Raw genomic sequence first — 19,493 nt, forward strand, 5'->3', positions numbered from 1 at the left:
GCGCGCCACCAGACGGTGTAACCTAAACGGAAACGAACCGGAAAGGAGGCGGCGTGGAGACGACCGCACGCGGCGATGTACCAAAAACGCTGCAAACCATTGCGTATATCAGCATTCCCAATAGCTCCGATCTTGAGTTTTTGCTCTGGGACCTGCAAGATGCCATCGCGGCCTATGCCCGGCTTTCCGACACCGTACTTCCCCACCCGGTTGACTTGAAGGCGGATGATGCCGGTGCAGTCGATGGCATGGTGCTCGCTGTTGATGATGCATTTGACGATGAGGCTATGATCGCTGTCGAGCAGATACTCGATCGCCTTGGAAATACAGAGGCGTGCGTCTATGTCGTCGTGCAGGTTGCCCACAGAAGCACCGAGGGGACGCACATGCCCGTCAAGCGCCTGCGGGAAGCTTGCGAGCTCCGTAAACTAACGTGGTGCGGCGGCGTTGTCATCTGCGCCGGCAGCGGCATTGCGGCGCTTCGTCGCTCCCCGCGCATGGGCCTCTTGCGCCGGCCTTTTTCGGAAGCGATGGATAAGCTTGTGGGCGCTGTGCGCATGGGCTGCTCCATTGAGTATGCGCAGTTGCTTGGCGGTGGCAATGCCGGTGGCGTCGATGTCGACGGCATGGTGCGCGTCGAGCCCGCGCTGCCCGCGCCGATCTGGCGCACCATCATCAAACGCCTCGGCGCCCATGCTCAATCAAATATCTAAATTAGAGAGCAGCCCAGTCAACTGCCTCGCGCCAGCGCTCGACAAGGCGCTCCAGACGCCAAGCCGCATTGGCAGGACTTGTCGAGGGCAGGACGATGGCGGGCAGCCCGGTGCGTTCTTGTAGATAGCGTTTGTAGAGTCGCCCTGCCGTACCGCCGTTACAGACAACGACCTCGATAGGAGCTGCGCCGGTAATGCGCTCGGTATGCGCCGGAACGACGTTTTTGATGCTCGCGTCGCTCGAGCCCTTAATGTCGCAGCTCTCAATCACATCCCACAGGGCCACGCCACCGTTCAACAGCATGGATCGCTTGGCGGCAATGGAGGCATCAAGCGTCGCGGGCTCACCGCTTGCCAAAAGATCGCCCTCGTTGGGCGGCACAGGCATACCGAGGCACGTGGCCATCACACGCCAAAAGCGATTCTGAGGGTTGCCGTAATAAAAGGCATTGGCGCGCGAAAGCACCGAGGGAAACGACCCGAGCACCAAAACGCGCGAGTGCTGGTCGAACACGGGCTCAAACCCATGCTCAATATGTTGATAGTCCTCGTCAGACACGGCCATGGGCTAGGCTCTCAACAGATAGCGCACCTCGTAGGGTGCAAGCTCAAGGGTACCCGTCAGCTCGACATTGGGCGCATCGTCGGCAAGCAGGTCGACAAAGGACCCGTTGAGCTCGCCGGCGGCAAAGGTGTAAGGCTCGCCCACGGCGTTCACCGCCACGAGCACCGTCGCGTCGTCACAGGCGCGCTCGAACAGCAGCTGCTTGTTCTGTATCACCACGTTGCGGTACGCGCCGTAGCTGAGAGCGCGTGCCGCCGCGTCGTCGGCCGAGCGAAGGTGCGCAAGCTGCGTGATGAACGCCGTCAGCTCGTTGGGCGCAGGCTCATCGAGCGCAGGGCGCAGCGCCCAGTCGCCATCGGGGCCGCCCTTTTCGCCAGCAATTCCCCACTCGCTGCCATAGTAGACGCACGGGATGCCCGGCATGCCAAAGAGCATGCCATAGGCGGGACGCAGGCACGACTTGTCGGTGAGGATGCTTGCCAGGCGCGGCACGTCGTGGTTGTCGACAAACGACAGCAGGTGCTTGCCGCGGTAGATGCACCAGGGGTCACCGCCAAACTGACGGTGCAGCGAGTGCGCGATCTCGAACATATTGACCGAGTTAAAGCTGGAGTACAGGCCCTTGTAGCACTCGTAGTTGGTGCAGGAGTCGAGCATCTCGTCGTTGACGATCTGGTTATAGTCGCCGTGGAGCGTCTCGCCAATGAGCACAAAGCCGGGCTTGAGCTCACGGGCAAAGCTATGCAAACGACGCATGAAGTCGCGGTCGAGCATATAGGCAACATCCAAGCGCAGGCCATCGACACCAAAGTCATCGGCCCAACGGCGCACGGACTCGAGCAGGTAATCGACCACGGCGGGATTTTGCAGGTTGAGCTTCACAAGCTCAAAATGGCCTTCCCAGCCCTCGTACCAAAAGCCGTCGCCATAGCAGGAATCACCGTCAAAGCTAATGTGGAACCAGTCCTTGTACGGCGAGTCCCACTTACGCTCTTGCACATCGCGGAAGGCCCAAAAGCCACGACCGACGTGGTTGAAGACGGCGTCGAGCACCACGCGGATGCCGTGGGCATGCAGCGTGTCGCATACGGCGGCAAAGTCGGCATCCCCACCCAAGCGACGGTCGATATGGCGCAGGCTGCGCGTGTCGTAGCCATGGCTATCGGACTCGAGCGGCGGGTTGATCAGCACAGCGCCAATACCGAGTTTTTGCAGGTAGTCGGCCCATTGGGCGATCTTCATGATGGGCGCATCGGGGTTGGGCGCGGCGTTGGCAGCCTGGACGAGCTCATCCTCGGCAACGGGCGCGGCGTTTTCGCGCGGAGCTCCGCAAAAGCCCAGCGGATAGATCTGATAGAACGTCGTCTCGTATGCCCACATAGCAACCTCCCGGTAAGCTCAACACAACGACATCCATTGTATGCCCGGTGTGTATCCCCTCCCCCTAAATAAGTTGCGGTGGAATAGTTCCGTTTTGAGCCCCTAGAGGCCTTAAACAGGAACTCTTCCACCGCAACTGATGAGGGAACGTGATTAGGCGACAGGCTTTGCGCGGCGAATGGCCGGGAACAGCACCGTGATGGCGAGGATGACGCCCACGACGGTAATCGCCCCGCCCACGAAGCCAATCCAAGCGATACCGGGACCCGAAACCACGGCGCCGCCGATTGCGGTACCCGTGCCGATACCCAGATTGAACAGGCCCGAGAAGATCGACATGGCGACAGCCGACGAATCCGCCGGCGTGTACTTGATGAGCTCGGCCTGAAACGCCACGTTAAAGGCCGTGGAGCAGCAGCCCCATAGCGCGCAAACAGCGAGAACGGCGACGAGCGACGGTGCAACCGGACCCATGAGCAGCAGAGCCACCGGCACGCCGGAGAGCGTAATAGCCAAGAACGGGAACCGGTGCCCATCAAACAGTCGGCCGAACAGCCAGCTGCCCACCAGGCCGGAGCAGCCGAACGCCGTCAGCGTCATGGTAATAGCGCTTGCGTCGACGTGCGCGACCTGCGCCAGGAAGGGCTCGATATAGCTGTAGCCTGCGTAGTAGCCGGTCGCCATAAAGACCGTGACCGCGTAGAGCGCGATGAGGAACGGGTTCTTGAGGAGCTCCGGCAGTTGCTTGACGGTAAAGCGCTCACCCGCCGGCATGGCCGGAAACACCGCGGCCTGGTACACCACCGCGGCGGCAGAAAGGGCACCGACCGCGGCGAACGTCATGCGCCAACCCACGGCAAGGCCGATGGCGCGACCGATCGGCAGGCCAAAGATTTGTGCGACAGACGATCCCGTGGCGATCATGCTAATGGCGAGCGCCCCGTGGCGGGCGTCGACCAGGCGCGAGGCCATGATCGAGGCGACTGACCAGAACACGGCATGCGCGCAGGCGACCACCAGACGCGCGCAAACCAAAATGGGATATGTCGGTGCCACAGCGGACAGGAACTGGCCGAGCGAAAACACGGCCAAAACGCCCAGCAGCATCCGCTTGAACTCAAAGCGCGAGGCAAACACCATAAGCGGCAGCGACAGCAGCATGACGCCCCAGGCATAGACCGAGATCATGATGCCTGCCTGGGCCTCGGTGAGCGAGAACGACGCGGCGATATCAGTCAGAAGGCCGATGGGCATGAACTCCGACGTGTTGAACACGAACGCGCAGCAGGCGAGCCCGATAAGCGGGAGCCACTGCTTGAGTGAGATGCCATCTTGTCTTGCCTGAGCCATGTAGAAACCTCTCCGATTGTCTTGAGCGGTGGGCGATTATATAGCAACGGCCCCGCATCCGTCAGTACAGATGCAGGGCCGCAATCAACTCAATACACAGAGGTTGCGCCGTCAATAAATAACTAAGCCAGCCCCAGCAATATGCCCGCCGAATGCACGACAAACGCCACGATCCAGGCGACCGTCACCTGAAACGCGAACACGGCAACGGCATAGCGCGCGCCCAACTCGCTCTTGACGGCGCCGATGGACGCCACGCAGGGCGGGTACAGCAGCGTAAAGACCAGGAACACGTAGGCGGTAAACGGCGAAAACATGGTCGACAGTGCCGCAGGCGAGGTCGCGCCCAAAAGCACCGTGAGTGTCGATATGACGCTCTCCTTGGCAATAAGTCCCGTGACGAGTGCCGTCGAGGCGCGCCAGTCGCCAAAACCGAGCGGGGCCAACACCGGCGCGATGATGCTACCCAGACCGGCAAGCAGGCTTTGCGACTGGTCGGCGACCACGTTAAAGCGGATATCGAACGTCTGCAGGAACCAGATGACCACCGTAGCGGCAAAGATAATGGTAAAGGCCTTGGTAATAAAGTCCTTGGCCTTATCCCATGCCAGCATCACCGTCGTCTTGACGCTCGGCAGGCGGTAATTGGGGAGCTCCATGATAAACGGCACCGGGTCGCCCTTAAATGCCGTACGGTTGAGCACCAAAGCCGCGATGCAACCAACCGCAATGCCAATCAGATAGAGCGAGACCATGGCGGGAACTGTCGCCTGCGGGAAAAACGCCCCGCACAGCAGACCGTAGACCGGCAACTTGGCCGAGCAGCTCATGAACGGCGTGAGCATGACCGTCATCTTGCGGTCGTGCTCGGATGGGAGCGTACGGGTCGACATGATAGCCGGCACGGTGCAGCCAAAACCGACGAGCATGGGCACGAAGCTGCGGCCCGACAGGCCAAAGCGACGCAGCACCTTATCCATGACAAAGGCCACGCGCGCCATGTATCCGGAGTCTTCCAGAATGGAGAGGAACAAGAAGAGCACGACGATAATCGGCAGGAAGGTCAGCACGCTGCCCACGCCCGTAAGCACGCCGTCGACAGCCAGCGAGCGCACCACGTCGTTGGTGCCAAAAGCCTTGAGGCCCGCGTCGGCCGAAGCAATGATGGCAGCGATGCCGTCCTCCATGAGGCCCTGCAACGCCGCGCCGATCACACCAAACGTCAGCCAAAATACGAGGCCCATGATCAGCAGGAACGCCGGAATGGCCGTGTAGCGACCCGTCAGGATGCGGTCGATTTTGACAGAGCGCACGTGCTCGCGGCTCTCGTGGGGCTTCACCACGCAGCGTCCGCACACGTCGCCGATAAAGGTAAAGCGCATGTCGGCCAACGCGGACAGGCGGTCGGTGCCCGCCTCGCCCTCCATCTGGGTAATGATGTGCTCGATGGCGTCGAGTTCGTTGCGGTCCAGGTGAAGCGCCTTTGTCACCAGCTCGTCGCCCTCAACCAGCTTGGTCGCTGCAAAACGCACCGGAATATGCGCCGTCGCGGCATGGTCCTCGATAAGGTTGGCGATGCCGTGGATGCAGCGATGCAGCGCGCCGCCGTCCGGGCCATCGGGCGCGCAGAAGTCCAGGCGACCGGGGCGCTCGCGGAACCGCGCCACGTGCAAGGCATGATCCACCAACTCGCCGATGCCCTCGTTGCGGGCAGCGCTAATGGGGACAACAGGCACGCCCAACAGGCTCTCGAGCAGGTTGACGTCCACGGCGCCGCCGTTGGCCGTCACCTCGTCCATCATGTTGAGCGCGATGACCATGGGGCGATCGAGCTCCATAAGCTGCAGCGTCAGGTACAGGTTGCGTTCGATATTAGTAGCGTCGATGATGTCGATGATGGCGTCGGGGTTTTCGTCCAGGATAAATTGGCGACTGACGATCTCTTCGCCCGTGTACGGAGACAGCGAATAGATGCCGGGCAGGTCGGTAACGCTTGCCTCGGGATGGTTACGGATGGTGCCGTCCTTGCGGTCGACCGTCACGCCGGGAAAGTTACCGACGTGCTGGTTGGAGCCCGTAAGCTGGTTGAACAGCGTGGTCTTACCGCAGTTTTGGTTGCCGGCGAGGGCGAAATGCAGCGGCGCACCCTCGGGCACGGCCGTTTTTGCCGCACGGGGCGAATACGTCCCCTCGCCAAGTGCCGGGTGCTCCGTCGTGCCGATTGCGGCGTTAGTGCGCGGACCCGTGTCTGTGTCGTGAACACCCACGAGCTCGATGCGAGCAGCATCGTCCTTGCGCAGCGTCAACTCGTAGCCACGCAGGCGAATCTCGAGCGGGTCGCCCATAGGAGCGTACTTCATCATGGTGACTTCGGTGCCCGGCGTTAGGCCCATGTCCAAAATATGCTGTCGGAGTGCCTGATCGTCCGATGCCACCGATGCGACAACGGCGTCCTTTCCAATCTCGAGTGTATCGAGCTTCACGCGCTCATCCTTTCGTTAGACGCGGTTAACCGTTTACCGGGGCTAACCAACTCGTAACGACAAATGATAGCGCTCTGAACTATTATATAAAGTCAAATACCGATGTTTACCTGCGCAAACTTTATGCGGTGCGCCCCGAAGGCTCTTTACGCATACCGCTCAGCGAGATCGAAACGGAACCCGACCGCGCGGTAGCAGTGAGTCGATCACCCTCGACCGACCCCGTGCATGTAAAGGGCGCCTTGCCCATCAAGACGTGGGAGATAGTACCCAAGAGCTCAAAGAAATCGCCCTCAGCACGGGCACTCGAGAGAGCGATATTGAGACCCCTGACGTTTAGTACTGCCCTGAGCGCGCCGTTCACCCCATGTGAAAACGTCACCTCGCCGCGCTTGCTCCCCACCGGCGTCTGGGCCAAAACCACATACGTACCCTCAAGCATGGTTCCTCCTCTGAGTAGGCTTTTTGAAATGGCCATCTAGTCTACTTTGCTGCGAGACGGCTTGCCCAGAAACTGCAAGCACATAACGACGTTCAACCAACAGATTGCTGCAAGGAGGACAAGCGTGCAAGGGGGGCAGATTACATTTGGCACCACTTGCGCCAACGGACGGGATGCGGAGCGACTGTGCAGGTGGATTCCGGATCGCCGCTTCCTCCGTCCCCCAGCGAATCAAAACAAGTTGCGGTGGAATAGTTCCTGTTTGATGCTTTAACCAGCAAAAACAGGAACTATTTCGCCGCAACAGCAAAAGCCCGCGCTGGCAACAAATGTCACCTGCGCGGGCTTGGTGGGCGCTCACAAAGGCACGTTACAGAGGCCCACGTCAGTTATGGATTACCGAACGGCACCGGCACGCGACGCCTCCGTCGGCTTACCAAGCGATGAAGCTTGCCGCAGTCTTAGACTATCGGCGCAATGCCGGCAAAGTGCAGATACAGCGAGATGACCGCCACGACAATGACCACCGCTGCGATCAGCTTGTCGTGCAGGTGCGGAAGTACCGGCTTACCGCGACCTCGCTCGCCCAGCATATAAACGGGAATGGCCGGAGCAAAAAGGATCGTCGTGATCATGACGCCCTGGAGGCCCGTCGACCACACAAGGAACAATGTGTAAATGAAGCCGAGCGTGCCGAAGAATCGCGCCTTGCCGACGCTTGGCGCATGCGGTCCGTCCAGATGCTCCTTCTTCCAACCAATCACCATGTAATAGGCAGCCGAGCAGACATACGGAACCAGAATCGTGTTGACTGCGCAGCTATAGAAGAACTGGTAGGTGCTCGCCGCCACATACGACACGATCAAGAAGAGCTGCGTAATGCCGGAGCTCACGAGAACCGTTACCACCGGGGCGTCGTGCTTGTTCGTCTTGGCAAACGCCAGAGGGAAGGATCCCTGGCGCGCCGCCTCGAACGGCGTCTCGGACGCAATGATGACATAGCCCAGCAGCGCGCCGACCAACGAAAGGATAACGCCAAGGTTTACGATGGCAGCACCAACCGGACCGATTGCGCACTCGAGAATTCCCGCCATGGAGGGCGTTGCAAGCTGTGCCATCTCCTCGCGCGGCATAATGCCGAGCGACAGCATCGAGATGATCAGATACAGCGTGAATACAGCCGCAAATCCGAGCGCCGTCGAGCGGCCGACGTCACGCACGTACTTAGCACGGCCCGAGATAACGACAGCGCCCTCGATGCCCGTGAAGACCCAGACAAGGGCAATCATGGTCGAGACAACCTGCTCGCCAAAGCCAGGACCAGCCGGCTCTCCCCAGAAGTTGTCCATAAAGATATCGACGTTGAACTTACCCAGGAGCACGATACTCAGCACAAAGAGCCCCAACGGCACCAGCTTCGCCAACGTGACGATTGTGTTAATGCCCGCAGCCTCCTTAACGCCACGAAGCACAAGGGCGGTAAGGAACCACAAAAACACGCTGGCGCAGACGATAGAAAGCAGGTTGTTACCCGCGCCAAACGCGGGGAAGAAATAGCCCAGCGCGCTAAACAGCAAGAGCGCAAAGCTCACGTTGGAAAGACATGCGCTGATCCAGTAGCCCCAAGCGGAGTTGAATCCAATGTAATCGCCAAAACCGGCCGCAGCGTATGCATAGATGCCGCCGGTCAGGTCGGGACGGGCCTGAGACAAACCGTTGAACACCATCATCAGCGCAAAGACGCCAATAAAGCAAATTCCCCACGAGACGATAACCGCACCGGTATTTGCCCCGCCTGCTGCCATATCGCCGGCAAGCGAAAAGATGCCGCCACAAATACTGGCGGTAATAACCATCATGGTCAGACGAAAGAGATCGAGGCCATTAGGGTCGATAATCTCTTCATTTTGAGCTTTAGAGGCCATTGTATGTGCACCCCCTTCATCATGTGATCGAACGAAAGATGGCCCGGACGTCCCGAATCGGGTGCCGGGCCATCGGTCAAGCGATCATCAGACTGTTACAGCTATCGCGTTAGAAGCGCAGCGACAGGCAAGAAAGGCCGCCGTCGACCTTGCGATACTCGGAGGTGTCAACGACGAGTGTCTTGTAGCCCAGATCCTGCACGGCCTTGAGCACAGTCGGATAGCCCTCGGCAACGATGACCGTACCGTTGACCCAGATGCAGTTTGCGCCGTACGCCTCGTCCTCGGGCACGACGATCTTGTTGTACTGGGCAAAGTCGGGCTTATCGATGAACTCACCAGAGACGAGCATGTTGTTGTCCTCGATGTAGTTGACGCCCGTCTTGAGGTGCAGGACCTCCTCCAGCGGAACCTCGGAACCCTCGAGGCCCCAGCCCTCGAGAATCTCGCAGAACTGGCGGATGCCCTCTTCGTTGGTGCGAGCGGAGCGACCGACGTAGAAATGGTCGCCGACCATCATGACATCGCCGCCGTCGAGCGTGCCCGGAGAAACGATGTGCTTGACATGCTCGTCGTCAAAGAAGCGACGGACGGCCGGCTCGATCTCGTCCTTCTCGCCGTTGCGGCTATCGGCGCCGGGGTTGGTAATGATGGCGCCGCAGCGAGTGATAACGGCCGGATCTTCGACGAAGCAGCTGTCAGGATACTGCTCGAGTGCCGGCAGCACCGAGACGTCCACGCCGCACTGCTCGAGCGCATGCTCGTAATCGTAGTGCTCCTCGATGGCGCGCTCGTAGATGGGCTGGCCAAGCTCGGGGGCGCTCGTGATGCCATTGCTCAGGGACTTGCCGGGGCGGCGGATGATGACGTGGCTGAACTTGGTCATGATGATCCTCCTTGGATCTCTTGGCAGAGAGCGGGACTTCTTTGCGCCCGCCTTCCTTTCGATGGCTTTATCTTAGGGCGGTTTTCTTGTTTTGTATATTGTATACAATCCCGAACGGTAGATATTCCTCGGTAAGCGTATTCCTGCTTATCGGCGCAAAGTAGCACGATTTAGCTGGTCGTTCTATAATTCAACTGAGCTATTCAAGCGAAACGTATTTAATTTTAGAAATATACCGTTAAGGAACATAAGCTCATGGAAACGCTCAGAAGGCCCCTGAAGGACCACGTATACGACTATATTTCGAGCCGTATTGACGCCGGCGAGCTTTCGGCCGGCGACCGGCTGAGCGAGCAAGCGATCTGCGATGCCATGGGCGTGTCGCGCACGCCGGTCCGCGAAGCGCTCATCCAGCTCGCAAGCGACGGCTATCTGGACAATCTCCCCCGCCGCGGATTCCGCGTCCGTGGGTTCGATCAGCAAAACGCCGTTGAAGTCTTTGAGATTATGGGGCCGCTCGACGGGCAGGCCGCATATCTCGCCTGTCCGAACCTAACCGACGATGACATTACGCAGCTTAAATTTCTCGTCGGCTCCATGGACCTTGCGATCCAAGGCGGCCTCATCCGTAAGTACGACGATATTCAGCGAGACTTTCACCTTACGTACTTCAACCGCTGCGGCAACGACCGTCTGCGCGATATGATCTCGCAGCTCGAGCGTTGCTTTATCAAGCGCGATTACGAGACTGTCGACCAAGAGACGGCTTGCAAACTGCTCAATAAAGCCAACAACGAACATGCTCATATTCTTGAGTTGTTCGAAGCACGAGATGCGACGGGCGTGCGCGACTACGTTCGCGATGTCCATTGGAACACAGAAAACGCCCAGTTCACCGTCTGGTAGGAAAGCAACAAGGGACGACGTCGGTCTTAAACCTTGGCGCCAGCACCGCCCAAACTGATCCGTTTTCCTCCGTCCCCGAAGGATCATTCTTTTGGCAGCCAAGACAACGCCGATGTTTTGGCGCAGACAGCGAAAGCCCGTCAGAGCGAGCAAGGTGCCTTGAAACGAGGCGGCATTGACCTTCTGGTCATGCCGCCGAAGTTGAAAGGCAGATTGCTGCTCCGGCGGGCTTGCAGCGTCGAGTTGTTACGCGGTTTGGTAAAACCGCGTAACTAGAAGCCGTGGCGCTCCAGGAAACGGAAGGCTAGGCGGATCCAGGGACGGACCGCCACTTGTTTGTCCTCGTTGTCGACCGCGGTGTTGGCGTTGCCGAGCGAAAGGCCGTGACCGCCCTGGTCAAAGACGTGCATCTCGCAAGCGACGCCCTCCTCGGCCATGCGCTGCGCAAACGGATAGACCTGCGCGATCGGCGCCGTCTTGTCGTCGGACACGCCCCACACAAAGGTCGGCGGCATCTGACGCGAAACATGCGTGGTGGGGCAGATATCAGCCAAATGCTCGTCAGTTGCCTCGCCACCCGTCACCATCGACAGGTAGTCGTTGAGAAGATCGCGCCCCGTCTTGCCGCCCGTCTTGGGCACACGCAAGTCAATGCGCGGATCGCGCGTCTGCATGTCGCGCACATAGGCAAAGTCGAGCAATGGATAACCTAGCACCACGGCATCGGGACGAATGTCGTCCGCGCGCGCCCCTGCCAAGCCCGCGAAGGGACCAGTCTTCCATTGCGTTGCCAGCGAAGCGCAGATCATACCGCCCGCCGAGAATCCCACGACGCACACGCGCTTAGGATCGACATGCCACTCGTCGGCGTTGGCGCGCACCGTGGCGACCATCTTGGCAAGATCCGCCTGGGGGCGCGGAAAGCTCACGTCACCCGTAGAACTCGTGACATAGTTGAGCACAAAGGCCTGGTAACCGTGATCCAAAAACGCAAACGCCACGGGATCCTGCTCATGCGGAGCGATATGCGTAAACGCACCTCCGCCGCAGATAATCACGGCAGGGCGGCGACCATTCGGTTTATCGGGCAGCGGCTCGGCACCCAAATACGTAAACGTCGCCGGATATTCCTCGGTCGGCTCCTCGCCCCACAGCGCATGGTTCTCGACAATCATATGTGCTCCTTTCGCGCAAATTATGCGCCCTTGTTTTTCGCCTTCAAGCGTACCCCACTTGAACCCGTGACGCAGAAACACGCCAGCAATAAGTTTCCCTTCAACTGATATATCACATAATCCCAGCTCAGAGGTATCGCTGAGCAGCGTAGAATAGGGGGTGTTGACCAAGCCGCGAAACAGATATGAAACGTTTCCGGCAAACCAAACGCGCGATATGCGCCTATTTAAGTTGGAGGCAACTATGGGTCTGCTCGATTCGCTCAAGTCCACGTTCACTTCGTCGGGCGAGGCGTCCGTTCCGCCCGCAGCAAGCTTCGCCACCCGCGAAGGCGTCATCTACGCTCCTGTCAACGGCGTGCTCGTCAATCTGAGTGAGGTTCCCGATGAGACCATCGCCTCGGGCATGCTCGGCCAGGGCTACGGCATCGAGCCCATTACCGGCACCATTTACGCCCCCGCTAACGGCCGTATCGGCGCCACCACCGTCACCAACCACTCCATCGGCATGATCACCGAGGACGGTCTTCGCGTGTTCATCCATGTTGGCCTGGGCACCGTGGAAATGAACGGCAAGGGTTTTGCCCGCTTTGTCGAGATGGGCGACACGGTCAAGGCCGGCCAGCCGCTCATCAGCTTCGACCGCGACGCTATCAAGGCCGCCGGTCACGAGGACATCGTGACCGTCATCATCTCTGAGCTCGACCGCCTCAAGAGCATCGACCACGTCGGCGAGTCTGGCACGCTTATCGGCGGCAATCCGCTCGTCAAGCTTGGCGATCCGCTGCTGGTTGCCAAGACCAAGTAGCCAGGCCCCGCGCCACACAGCCAAAAGGCACCTCGTCAAGCGCCCGCGACCATTTGGCCGCGGGCGCTTTTCGTTTGAAAAACCATCCCGCCAATGCCTTATCTGTATAGCCCAAATGAGCCGAGCTGCTAGAATATCGAACTGTATGGATAACTATCATTCAACCGTTATGGGAGGATACGTGAACCGCACCAAAATCGCGCAGCTCTATGCCGATGCCGAGTCGCTCGGCGGCCAGACCGTCACCGTCGCCGGCTGGGTCAAGTCCGTCCGCGACATGAAGAACTTTGGCTTTGTCACGCTCAACGACGGCAGCTGCTTCCGCGACCTGCAAGTCGTCATGAACCGCGAGGCACTCGACAACTACGACGAGATCGCCCATCAAAACGTCTCGGCCGCACTCATTTGCACCGGCACCGTCAAGCTGACCCCCGATGCGCCCCAGCCTTTCGAGCTTTCTGCCACCTCCATCGAGGTCGAGGGCGTCAGCGCCCCGGATTACCCGCTGCAGAAGAAGCGCGCAACCGTCGAGTTCCTGCGCACCCAGCAGCACCTGCGCCCGCGCACCAACCTGTTCCGCGCCGTGTTCCGCATCCGTTCTGTCGCGGCTGCCGCCATCCACCGCTTCTTCCAGGAGCAGGGCTTTGTCTACGTCAACACCCCCATCATCACCACGAGTGACTGCGAGGGCGCCGGCGAGATGTTCCGCGTGACCACGCTCGACCCCAAAAATCCGCCCCTCACCGAGTCCGGCGAGGTCGACTGGAGCCAGGACTTCTTTGGCAAGCACGCGAGCCTTACCGTGTCCGGCCAGCTCAATGCCGAGAACTTTGCCATGGCCTTTGGCGACGTGTACACCTTTGGCCCCACCTTCCGCGCCGAAAACTCCAACACCACGCGCCACGCCGCCGAGTTTTGGATGATCGAGCCCGAGATGGCCTTTGCCGACCTGAACGACTACATGGATAACGCCGAGGCCATGCTCAAGTACGTCCTTAAGGACGTTATGGCCACCTGCCCCGACGAGCTCAATATGCTCAACAAGTTTGTGGACAAGGGCCTGATCGAGCGCCTGGACCATGTGGCAAACTCCGACTTTGCCCGCGTTACCTACACCGAGGCTGTCGAAATCCTGGAGCAGGCAGTCGCCGCCGGTCACAAGTTTGACTATCCCGTGAGCTGGGGCATCGACCTGCAGACCGAGCACGAGCGTTTCCTGACCGAGGAGCACTTTAAGCGACCGACCTTCGTAACCGACTACCCGGCCGAGATCAAGGCGTTCTACATGCGCATGAACGAGGACGGCAAGACCGTCGCCGCCGCCGACTGCCTGGTTCCCGGTATCGGCGAGATTATCGGCGGCTCCCAGCGCGAGGAGCGCCTGGATCTGCTCGAGGCCCGCATCAAGGACCTGGGCATGAATCCCGAGCAGTACAAGTACTACCTTGACCTGCGCCGCTACGGTTCCTGCAAGCACGCCGGCTACGGTCTGGGCTTCGAGCGCCTGGTCATGTATCTGACCGGCGTGGGCAACATCCGCGACGTCCTGCCGCACCCGCGCACCGTGGGCAACGCCGACTTCTAATCGCCACAGCGCCACCAAACGCGTTCCAGCGCATCACGCCAGCGCCTCTCGGCAAGCCGAGGGGCGCTTTTTTCAACAGTATCCGTCAAGCTTTTGGCAAGATTTTGGTCAGTTGAGCAGGGCTGTTGAAAACTCGACCCGCCGCTTGCCGACGACTACCGACCGCCCGGAGCGTCCTGCACCCCTGGGAAAGCCCCGCGCCCTAGGCTCCATACCGTCGCCACCCAAAACGGAAAGGACGTGGACGCCATGACCGAAACCGCTGTTGAAACTTACGAGACCACGACGAGGGGCGCCGCCTCGATGGCAGCCTATCGCGCCGTTCGCATCCTGCAACTATTAAGCGAAAACACCGGCGAGGACAAGGCCATGCTTTCCGATGAGTTGATCCGGCGTCTCGCCCATCCCGACGACCCCGCCCGCATGCCCATCTCGGCGGCGCGGCGCAGCATCTACACCGCCATCTCCGCACTTCGCCATGCCGGATACGAAATTGAGTACAAGCGCGGCGTTGGCTATCGACTCTTGACCCGTCCGCTCACCGACGAAGAGATCATCCGGCTCCACGGCATGGTCATGCGCAACCGCTCCACGCCCATCGCCATTCGAAAGAGCATAGCGCAGCACCTGGTCGCCATGGCGAGTGCCGACGTTCGCGGCTACCTCGATGCACCCGAGCCTGCTCCAAGCGCAGGCGACAAATCCACCAAGGCCACACGCACGCCCGTCAAGCGCATCGATGCCTGCGAGCTCATCGAGCAGGCCATCGACCACGGAACCACGGTGAGTTTTGATATTTCGAGTGTCACGGCACGCGGAGAGGTCGAAGTGGCGCGGATGACACTCCGGCCCTTTGCCATCAAGCAACGAGACGGCATCTCGTATTTGCTGGGAACGGTCTATGACGCGCGAGGCGCCGACGACACGCTGCGTACCGTTGAGATCGGCCGCATGAGAAACGTCACCACACGTCTCCTTGACGGCAAGAAGCTCTTCGCCGTCCTGGACGAGGACGATGCCTCCTCCGCCGCATAAGACCCTCCGCCGCCCATTCGACTACCCGTACCGCCCATCCGATTCTGTATTAAAAAACCCGCCAGGCTGTTGTAAAAATGGACATCAGCGCTACTATAGTTCCACTTGCACTTTGTCCCAGTGCAGTGTTTCCAGCCATTTTTATACTGGGGGTAATGATATGAAGGACATCACCATCAGCCGCAGGAGCCTTCTGGTCTCCGCCGGTCTGCTCGCGCTCGCCCCGCTCGCCGGATGCGGCGGCAACTCTGGTTCCGGCTCTGCTGCCGCCGGTTCCGACTACACCATCGGCGTTCTGCAACTCACCGAGCACTCCGCACTCGATGCCGCCAACGACGGCTTTGTCAAGGCCATCAAGGAGAGCGGCCTTAAGGTCAAGATCGACCAGAAGAACGCCCAGAACGACCAGTCCACGTGTAAGTCCATCGCCGACAAGTTCGTGGGCGATGGCGTCGACCTGATCTATGCCATCGCTACGCCCGCCGCGCAGGCTGCCGCCGGCGCCACCGCTGATATCCCCATCGTTGGCTGCGCCATCACTGACTACGCCGCTTCCGGCCTGGTCCAGGACAACGACAAGCCCGGCACCAACGTCACGGGCGCCTCCGACCTCACCCCGGTCGCCGAGCAGCTCGAGATGATGCAGAAGGTCCTGCCCGACGTTAAGAAGGTCGGCTTGCTCTACTGCACCGCCGAGTCCAACTCCGACGTCCAGATCAAGGCTGCCAAGAAGGAGCTCGACAAGCTGGGCCTGGAGTACACCGATTACACCGTCTCGAGCTCCAATGAAATCCAGTCCGTCGTCGAGTCCTCCGTGGGCAAGGTCGACGCGCTGTACTCCCCCACTGACAACACCATCGCCGCGGGCGCTTCGCAGGTCGGTCAGATCTGCAAGGAGAACAAGCTTCCCTTCGTGACCGGCGAGGAGGGTATGTGCATGGCCGGCGGCCTGTTCACCCTCTCTATCAACTATGAGGACCTGGGCTACGCCGCGGGCGAGATGGCCGTTAAGATCCTGAAGGGCGAGGCCAAGGCCGAGGATATGCCGATCAAGCACCTCTCGAGCAAGAACCTGGTCGTCGTCAAGAATGACGAGATGGCCGAGGCTTTGGGCATCGACCTCTCCGCTCTGGACGAGTAGCAGTATGCGCGGCGATGTGCCTAGGGCCCATACTCGCGCCGTTGCCGTGTTATTCAATATCTGAGCCACAGGGGCGAACGCCAAAGACCGGCGTTCGCCCTGCTTGTTTCGGATGAGACAAAACATCCGTCCGCAGCTCTTTTATGCATTGGTACCGCTATTATGGAAAATCACGTGTCCACCCTATCCTAGGAGGTATGAAGCATGCTCATTGCATTGCAGGGCGCCGTTTCGCAGGGCGTCCTCTGGGGCATTATGGTGCTTGGCGTGTTTATCACGTTCCGCCTGCTCGACATCCCCGATATGACCTGCGACGGCAGCTTTGCCCTCGGCGGCTGTGTCTGCGCCGTACTCATCGTCAACAATAACGTCGACCCCTTGCTCGCCGTGCTGGCCGGCATGTGCGCCGGCGCCATCGCGGGCGCCGTCACGGGCATCTTGACCACCGTCTTTGAGATTCCCGCAATCCTCGCCGGAATCCTTACGCAGATCAGTCTGTGGTCCATCAACCTGCGCATCATGGGCAAGTCCAACACGCCCATCCTTGCCAAGGGCACTATCTTCTCATCCGTCAGCAACATGACGGGCCTGCCGCAGTCCACTGTTGCCATTATCCTAGGCATTGTGCTGGCCGTGGCCATCGTCGCCATCCTGTACTGGTTCTTTGGCACCGAGATCGGCTCGGCGCTGCGTGCCACCGGCAACAACGAGTACATGATCCGCGCCCTAGGCGTCAACACCAACTCCACCAAAATGATCGCCCTCGTGCTCTCCAACGCCCTCATTGGCCTTTCGGGTGCGCTCATCTGCCAGAGCCAGAAGTATGCCGACATTGGCATGGGTACCGGCGCCATCGTTATCGGTCTTGCCGCCATCGTCATCGGCGAGGTGCTCGGCCGCCTGCTGCCCGGCGGTCTCACGCAGTTCTCCGTCCGTCTGGCCTCCGCCGTCTTTGGCTCCGTGGTGTACTTCCTCATCCGCGCCATCGTGCTGCAACTGGGCATGGACGCCAACGACATGAAGCTGCTCTCCGCCGTGATCGTCGCCGTGGCCCTGTGCGTTCCCGTGGTTTGGGAGCGCTATAAGCTCCGCAGCTCCTACACGAAGGGAGATGAGGCAGATGCTTAAGCTCTCGCACGTCAAGAAGACCTTTAACAAGGGCACCGTCACCGAGAAGCGCGCGCTCACCGGCGTCGACCTTACCCTCAACGACGGCGACTTTGTAACTGTGATCGGCGGCAACGGCGCCGGCAAATCCACGCTGCTCAACATGATTGCCGGCGTATATCCGCTCGATTCGGGCGTTATCGAGCTCGACGGCACCGACATCTCGCGCCTGAGCGAGTCGCAGCGCGCCAAGTACCTGGGCCGCGTGTTCCAGGATCCCATGCGCGGCACCGCAGCCGACATGCAGATTGCCGAGAACTTGGCCCTCGCCAAGCGTCGCGGCCAGCGTCGCGGCCTTTCGTGGGGCGTCACCAAGGCCGAGAAGGACGAGTACGTTGAGTTGCTCAAGCGCCTGGACCTTGGCCTGGACACGCGCCTCAACGCCAAGGTCGGCCTGCTTTCGGGTGGCCAGCGCCAGGCACTCACGCTGCTCATGGCCACGCTCACCAAGCCGCGCTTGCTGCTGCTCGACGAGCACACCGCGGCACTCGACCCCAAGACCGCCTCTAAGGTGCTCAATCTGACCGAGGAGATTGTCGACGAGAACCACCTGACCACGCTCATGGTCACGCACAACATGAATGACGCCATCCGTCTGGGCAATCGCCTGATCATGATGCACGAGGGCCACGTTATCTACGACGTGGCGGGCGACGAGAAGAAGTCGCTCACCGTCGCCGACCTGCTGCAGAAGTTCGAGGAGGTCTCGGGCGGCGAGCTCGCCAACGACCGCATGCTGCTGAGCTAAAACCTGCCAATAAGGGACAGGTTTATTTTGGCAGGTTTTATCTGCGCAAACGTCAAAACCGCCGCAAAGGAACAGATACCTTTGCGACGGTTTTCGCATATCATGTCGATAATCCAGCGTCAGCAGGAACCACTGGTTAAGAACTAAGGAAACTGCCATGAGAAGACTCCTTCCCCGTCTTGCTTGACCGCCGCACTCCTTGCCGGCGTGCTCGCCGGCGGCCCAGCTTACGCCACCGCGGCCACCCCATCTCAAGTTATCGGCCCGTCCGATGTGATCGGACGGGCTTTTTGGTGGGTATCATGGTTGAATGATCATTAGGAGGTTTTCCCTACATGGAATTGTTTGAACCGATTCTTCATTTCTTTGAGCAGCGCTGGGTCCACAACATCATCTGGGCCGTCATCTTGGTAATAGTCACCGCCATCGCCGCCAAGGTGGCATCCAAGACCCTGCGCCACCTACTCAACCGAGACGACAACCCGCTTCCCGCATCGAGCATCTTCATCAACATCGCGCGTGCCGTCATTTGGATGATCGGCGGCAGCTTTATCCTCGACAACTGCTTTGGCATTAACGCAAACGCGCTCGTCGCCGCTCTTGGCGTCGGCGGCATCGCCATCTCGCTCGGCTTTCAGGACACGCTATCAAACCTTATCGGCGGCATGCAAGTGACCTTTATGGGCATCATCAAGCCCGGCGACAATATCGAGGTCGGCGGCGTGTCGGGCGTGGTCCAGGACATCACTTGGCGCCACACGACCATCGAGGACGCCTGCGGACAGACCATCATCGTCCCCAACTCCAACATCTCCAAGAACACACTCGTGCACCTCATGCCCTTTGGACGCGTTGTCGTTCCCGTCGCGGTGAAGGACACGTCAAAGTGGGACTCGCTCGATGCGCTGGCAGACGAGCTCGCCTGTGCCACCAAGGTCGCCGTTTCACCCATCTCGGGCTTTGACAAGGAACCCTACGTGCTCTTTAGCGAGATCGGCGACTTTGGCATTAAGGGTAAGATCATCTTTATCGTCAGTGACGACAGCACCACCTTTACGGCAGCCGACGCCTGCATCCGCGCCATCGCCCCCATCATCGCCTAAAACCACCGCAAAGGGGACAGGCACCTTTGTGGTGGTTTCGCATCGTGGTACCATGGTTCATATCGTTGTTTAAACGACTAA

General features: G+C 59.9%; 17 protein-coding genes. 9 read left to right on the forward strand and 8 right to left on the reverse strand.

From position 1 onward, the window contains the following. Positions 1-53 precede the first annotated feature (53 nt). A complete protein-coding gene (locus DW112_RS01545) occupies positions 54-713 on the forward strand; it encodes a hypothetical protein (RefSeq protein ID WP_118328205.1) in 660 nt (219 codons plus the stop codon). A 1-nt stretch (position 714) separates the two neighbouring features. Here the strand turns inward: DW112_RS01545 and DW112_RS01550 are convergent, their stop codons facing one another. From DW112_RS01550 to DW112_RS01580, 7 genes are all read right to left on the reverse strand, one after another. After that, positions 715-1,278 carry a DNA-deoxyinosine glycosylase gene (locus tag DW112_RS01550; RefSeq protein ID WP_118328206.1) on the reverse strand — a complete coding sequence of 188 codons (564 nt, stop codon included), beginning with the start codon at positions 1,276-1,278 and terminating at the stop codon, positions 715-717. Positions 1,279-1,281: 3 nt separating this feature from the next. Continuing rightward, positions 1,282-2,658, reverse strand: coding sequence for an alpha-amylase family glycosyl hydrolase (locus tag DW112_RS01555; protein WP_118328207.1), 1,377 nt, complete (start codon positions 2,656-2,658; stop codon positions 1,282-1,284). 153 nt (positions 2,659-2,811) lie between these two features. Beyond that, positions 2,812-4,008 (reverse strand): MFS transporter, encoded by a 1,197-nt coding sequence (locus DW112_RS01560; RefSeq protein WP_118328208.1) that lies wholly within the window; start codon positions 4,006-4,008, stop codon positions 2,812-2,814. Positions 4,009-4,130: 122 nt separating this feature from the next. Next, positions 4,131-6,491 carry a ferrous iron transport protein B gene (gene feoB / locus DW112_RS01565; protein ID WP_118328209.1) on the reverse strand — a complete coding sequence of 787 codons (2,361 nt, stop codon included), beginning with the start codon at positions 6,489-6,491 and terminating at the stop codon, positions 4,131-4,133. A gap of 121 nt (positions 6,492-6,612) precedes the next feature. Next, complete coding sequence (locus DW112_RS01570; protein ID WP_117635362.1) at positions 6,613-6,933, reverse strand: hypothetical protein; 321 nt, start codon at positions 6,931-6,933, stop codon at positions 6,613-6,615. Positions 6,934-7,394: 461 nt separating this feature from the next. Continuing rightward, positions 7,395-8,858: a basic amino acid/polyamine antiporter gene (locus DW112_RS01575; protein ID WP_117756912.1), complete on the reverse strand. Its 1,464-nt coding sequence runs from the start codon at positions 8,856-8,858 to the stop codon at positions 7,395-7,397. Positions 8,859-8,967: 109 nt separating this feature from the next. Beyond that, a complete protein-coding gene (locus DW112_RS01580) occupies positions 8,968-9,744 on the reverse strand; it encodes a dimethylarginine dimethylaminohydrolase family protein (RefSeq protein ID WP_117583089.1) in 777 nt (258 codons plus the stop codon). 255 nt (positions 9,745-9,999) lie between these two features. On the opposite strand from DW112_RS01580, the gene DW112_RS01585 reads away from it, so the two are divergent. Next, the gene (locus DW112_RS01585; RefSeq protein WP_117775869.1) at positions 10,000-10,650 is read left to right on the forward strand and encodes a GntR family transcriptional regulator; all 651 of its coding nucleotides are present in this window, start codon (positions 10,000-10,002) and stop codon (positions 10,648-10,650) included. Positions 10,651-10,922: 272 nt separating this feature from the next. Here the strand turns inward: DW112_RS01585 and DW112_RS01590 are convergent, their stop codons facing one another. Continuing rightward, positions 10,923-11,825: an alpha/beta hydrolase gene (locus DW112_RS01590; RefSeq protein WP_117637610.1), complete on the reverse strand. Its 903-nt coding sequence runs from the start codon at positions 11,823-11,825 to the stop codon at positions 10,923-10,925. Positions 11,826-12,069: 244 nt separating this feature from the next. Between DW112_RS01590 and DW112_RS01595 the strand changes: the two genes are divergently transcribed. The 7 genes from DW112_RS01595 to DW112_RS01625 all read left to right on the forward strand — a co-directional run bounded on the left by DW112_RS01595 (position 12,070) and on the right by DW112_RS01625 (position 19,412). After that, positions 12,070-12,633 (forward strand): PTS glucose transporter subunit IIA, encoded by a 564-nt coding sequence (locus DW112_RS01595; protein WP_117583092.1) that lies wholly within the window; start codon positions 12,070-12,072, stop codon positions 12,631-12,633. Between the two features lie 181 nt (positions 12,634-12,814). Then, entirely contained in the window at positions 12,815-14,218 is a 1,404-nt protein-coding gene (gene asnS / locus DW112_RS01600) for an asparagine--tRNA ligase (protein WP_117758642.1), read from the forward strand. Between the two features lie 249 nt (positions 14,219-14,467). Beyond that, a complete protein-coding gene (locus DW112_RS01605) occupies positions 14,468-15,253 on the forward strand; it encodes a hypothetical protein (RefSeq protein ID WP_089572510.1) in 786 nt (261 codons plus the stop codon). 160 nt (positions 15,254-15,413) lie between these two features. Then, positions 15,414-16,394, forward strand: a complete 981-nt coding sequence (locus DW112_RS01610; protein ID WP_118328211.1) for an ABC transporter substrate-binding protein — start codon at positions 15,414-15,416, stop codon at positions 16,392-16,394. A 204-nt stretch (positions 16,395-16,598) separates the two neighbouring features. Further along, the gene (locus DW112_RS01615; protein ID WP_117655043.1) at positions 16,599-17,522 is read left to right on the forward strand and encodes an ABC transporter permease; all 924 of its coding nucleotides are present in this window, start codon (positions 16,599-16,601) and stop codon (positions 17,520-17,522) included. Further along, a complete protein-coding gene (locus DW112_RS01620) occupies positions 17,515-18,309 on the forward strand; it encodes an ABC transporter ATP-binding protein (RefSeq protein WP_022093887.1) in 795 nt (264 codons plus the stop codon). Before DW112_RS01615 ends, DW112_RS01620 begins: the two co-directional genes overlap by 8 nt. Positions 18,310-18,644: 335 nt before the next feature. Continuing rightward, complete coding sequence (locus DW112_RS01625; protein WP_117635370.1) at positions 18,645-19,412, forward strand: mechanosensitive ion channel family protein; 768 nt, start codon at positions 18,645-18,647, stop codon at positions 19,410-19,412. The last annotated feature ends 81 nt before the right edge of the window (positions 19,413-19,493 follow it).

The sequence above is a fragment of the Collinsella sp. AM09-41 genome (assembly GCF_003473245.1).
Taxonomy (GTDB): Bacteria; Actinomycetota; Coriobacteriia; order Coriobacteriales; family Coriobacteriaceae; genus Collinsella.

Bases quoted from the DNA above. Each gene is read 5' to 3' on its own strand.
- DW112_RS01550 (WP_118328206.1), bottom strand. From the start codon at position 1,278: ATGGCCGTGTCTGACGAGGACTATCAACATATTGAGCATGGGTTTGAG.
- DW112_RS01560 (WP_118328208.1), bottom strand. From the start codon at position 4,008: ATGGCTCAGGCAAGACAAGATGGCATCTCACTCAAGCAGTGGCTCCCG.
- DW112_RS01625 (WP_117635370.1), top strand. From the start codon at position 18,645: ATGGAATTGTTTGAACCGATTCTTCATTTCTTTGAGCAGCGCTGGGTC.
- DW112_RS01620 (WP_022093887.1), top strand. From the start codon at position 17,515: ATGCTTAAGCTCTCGCACGTCAAGAAGACCTTTAACAAGGGCACCGTC.
- DW112_RS01585 (WP_117775869.1), top strand. From the start codon at position 10,000: ATGGAAACGCTCAGAAGGCCCCTGAAGGACCACGTATACGACTATATT.
- DW112_RS01595 (WP_117583092.1), top strand. From the start codon at position 12,070: ATGGGTCTGCTCGATTCGCTCAAGTCCACGTTCACTTCGTCGGGCGAG.
- DW112_RS01580 (WP_117583089.1), bottom strand. From the start codon at position 9,744: ATGACCAAGTTCAGCCACGTCATCATCCGCCGCCCCGGCAAGTCCCTG.
- DW112_RS01570 (WP_117635362.1), bottom strand. From the start codon at position 6,933: ATGCTTGAGGGTACGTATGTGGTTTTGGCCCAGACGCCGGTGGGGAGC.
- DW112_RS01610 (WP_118328211.1), top strand. From the start codon at position 15,414: ATGAAGGACATCACCATCAGCCGCAGGAGCCTTCTGGTCTCCGCCGGT.
- DW112_RS01575 (WP_117756912.1), bottom strand. From the start codon at position 8,858: ATGGCCTCTAAAGCTCAAAATGAAGAGATTATCGACCCTAATGGCCTC.
- DW112_RS01555 (WP_118328207.1), bottom strand. From the start codon at position 2,658: ATGTGGGCATACGAGACGACGTTCTATCAGATCTATCCGCTGGGCTTT.
- DW112_RS01615 (WP_117655043.1), top strand. From the start codon at position 16,599: ATGCTCATTGCATTGCAGGGCGCCGTTTCGCAGGGCGTCCTCTGGGGC.
- DW112_RS01605 (WP_089572510.1), top strand. From the start codon at position 14,468: ATGACCGAAACCGCTGTTGAAACTTACGAGACCACGACGAGGGGCGCC.
- DW112_RS01590 (WP_117637610.1), bottom strand. From the start codon at position 11,825: ATGATTGTCGAGAACCATGCGCTGTGGGGCGAGGAGCCGACCGAGGAA.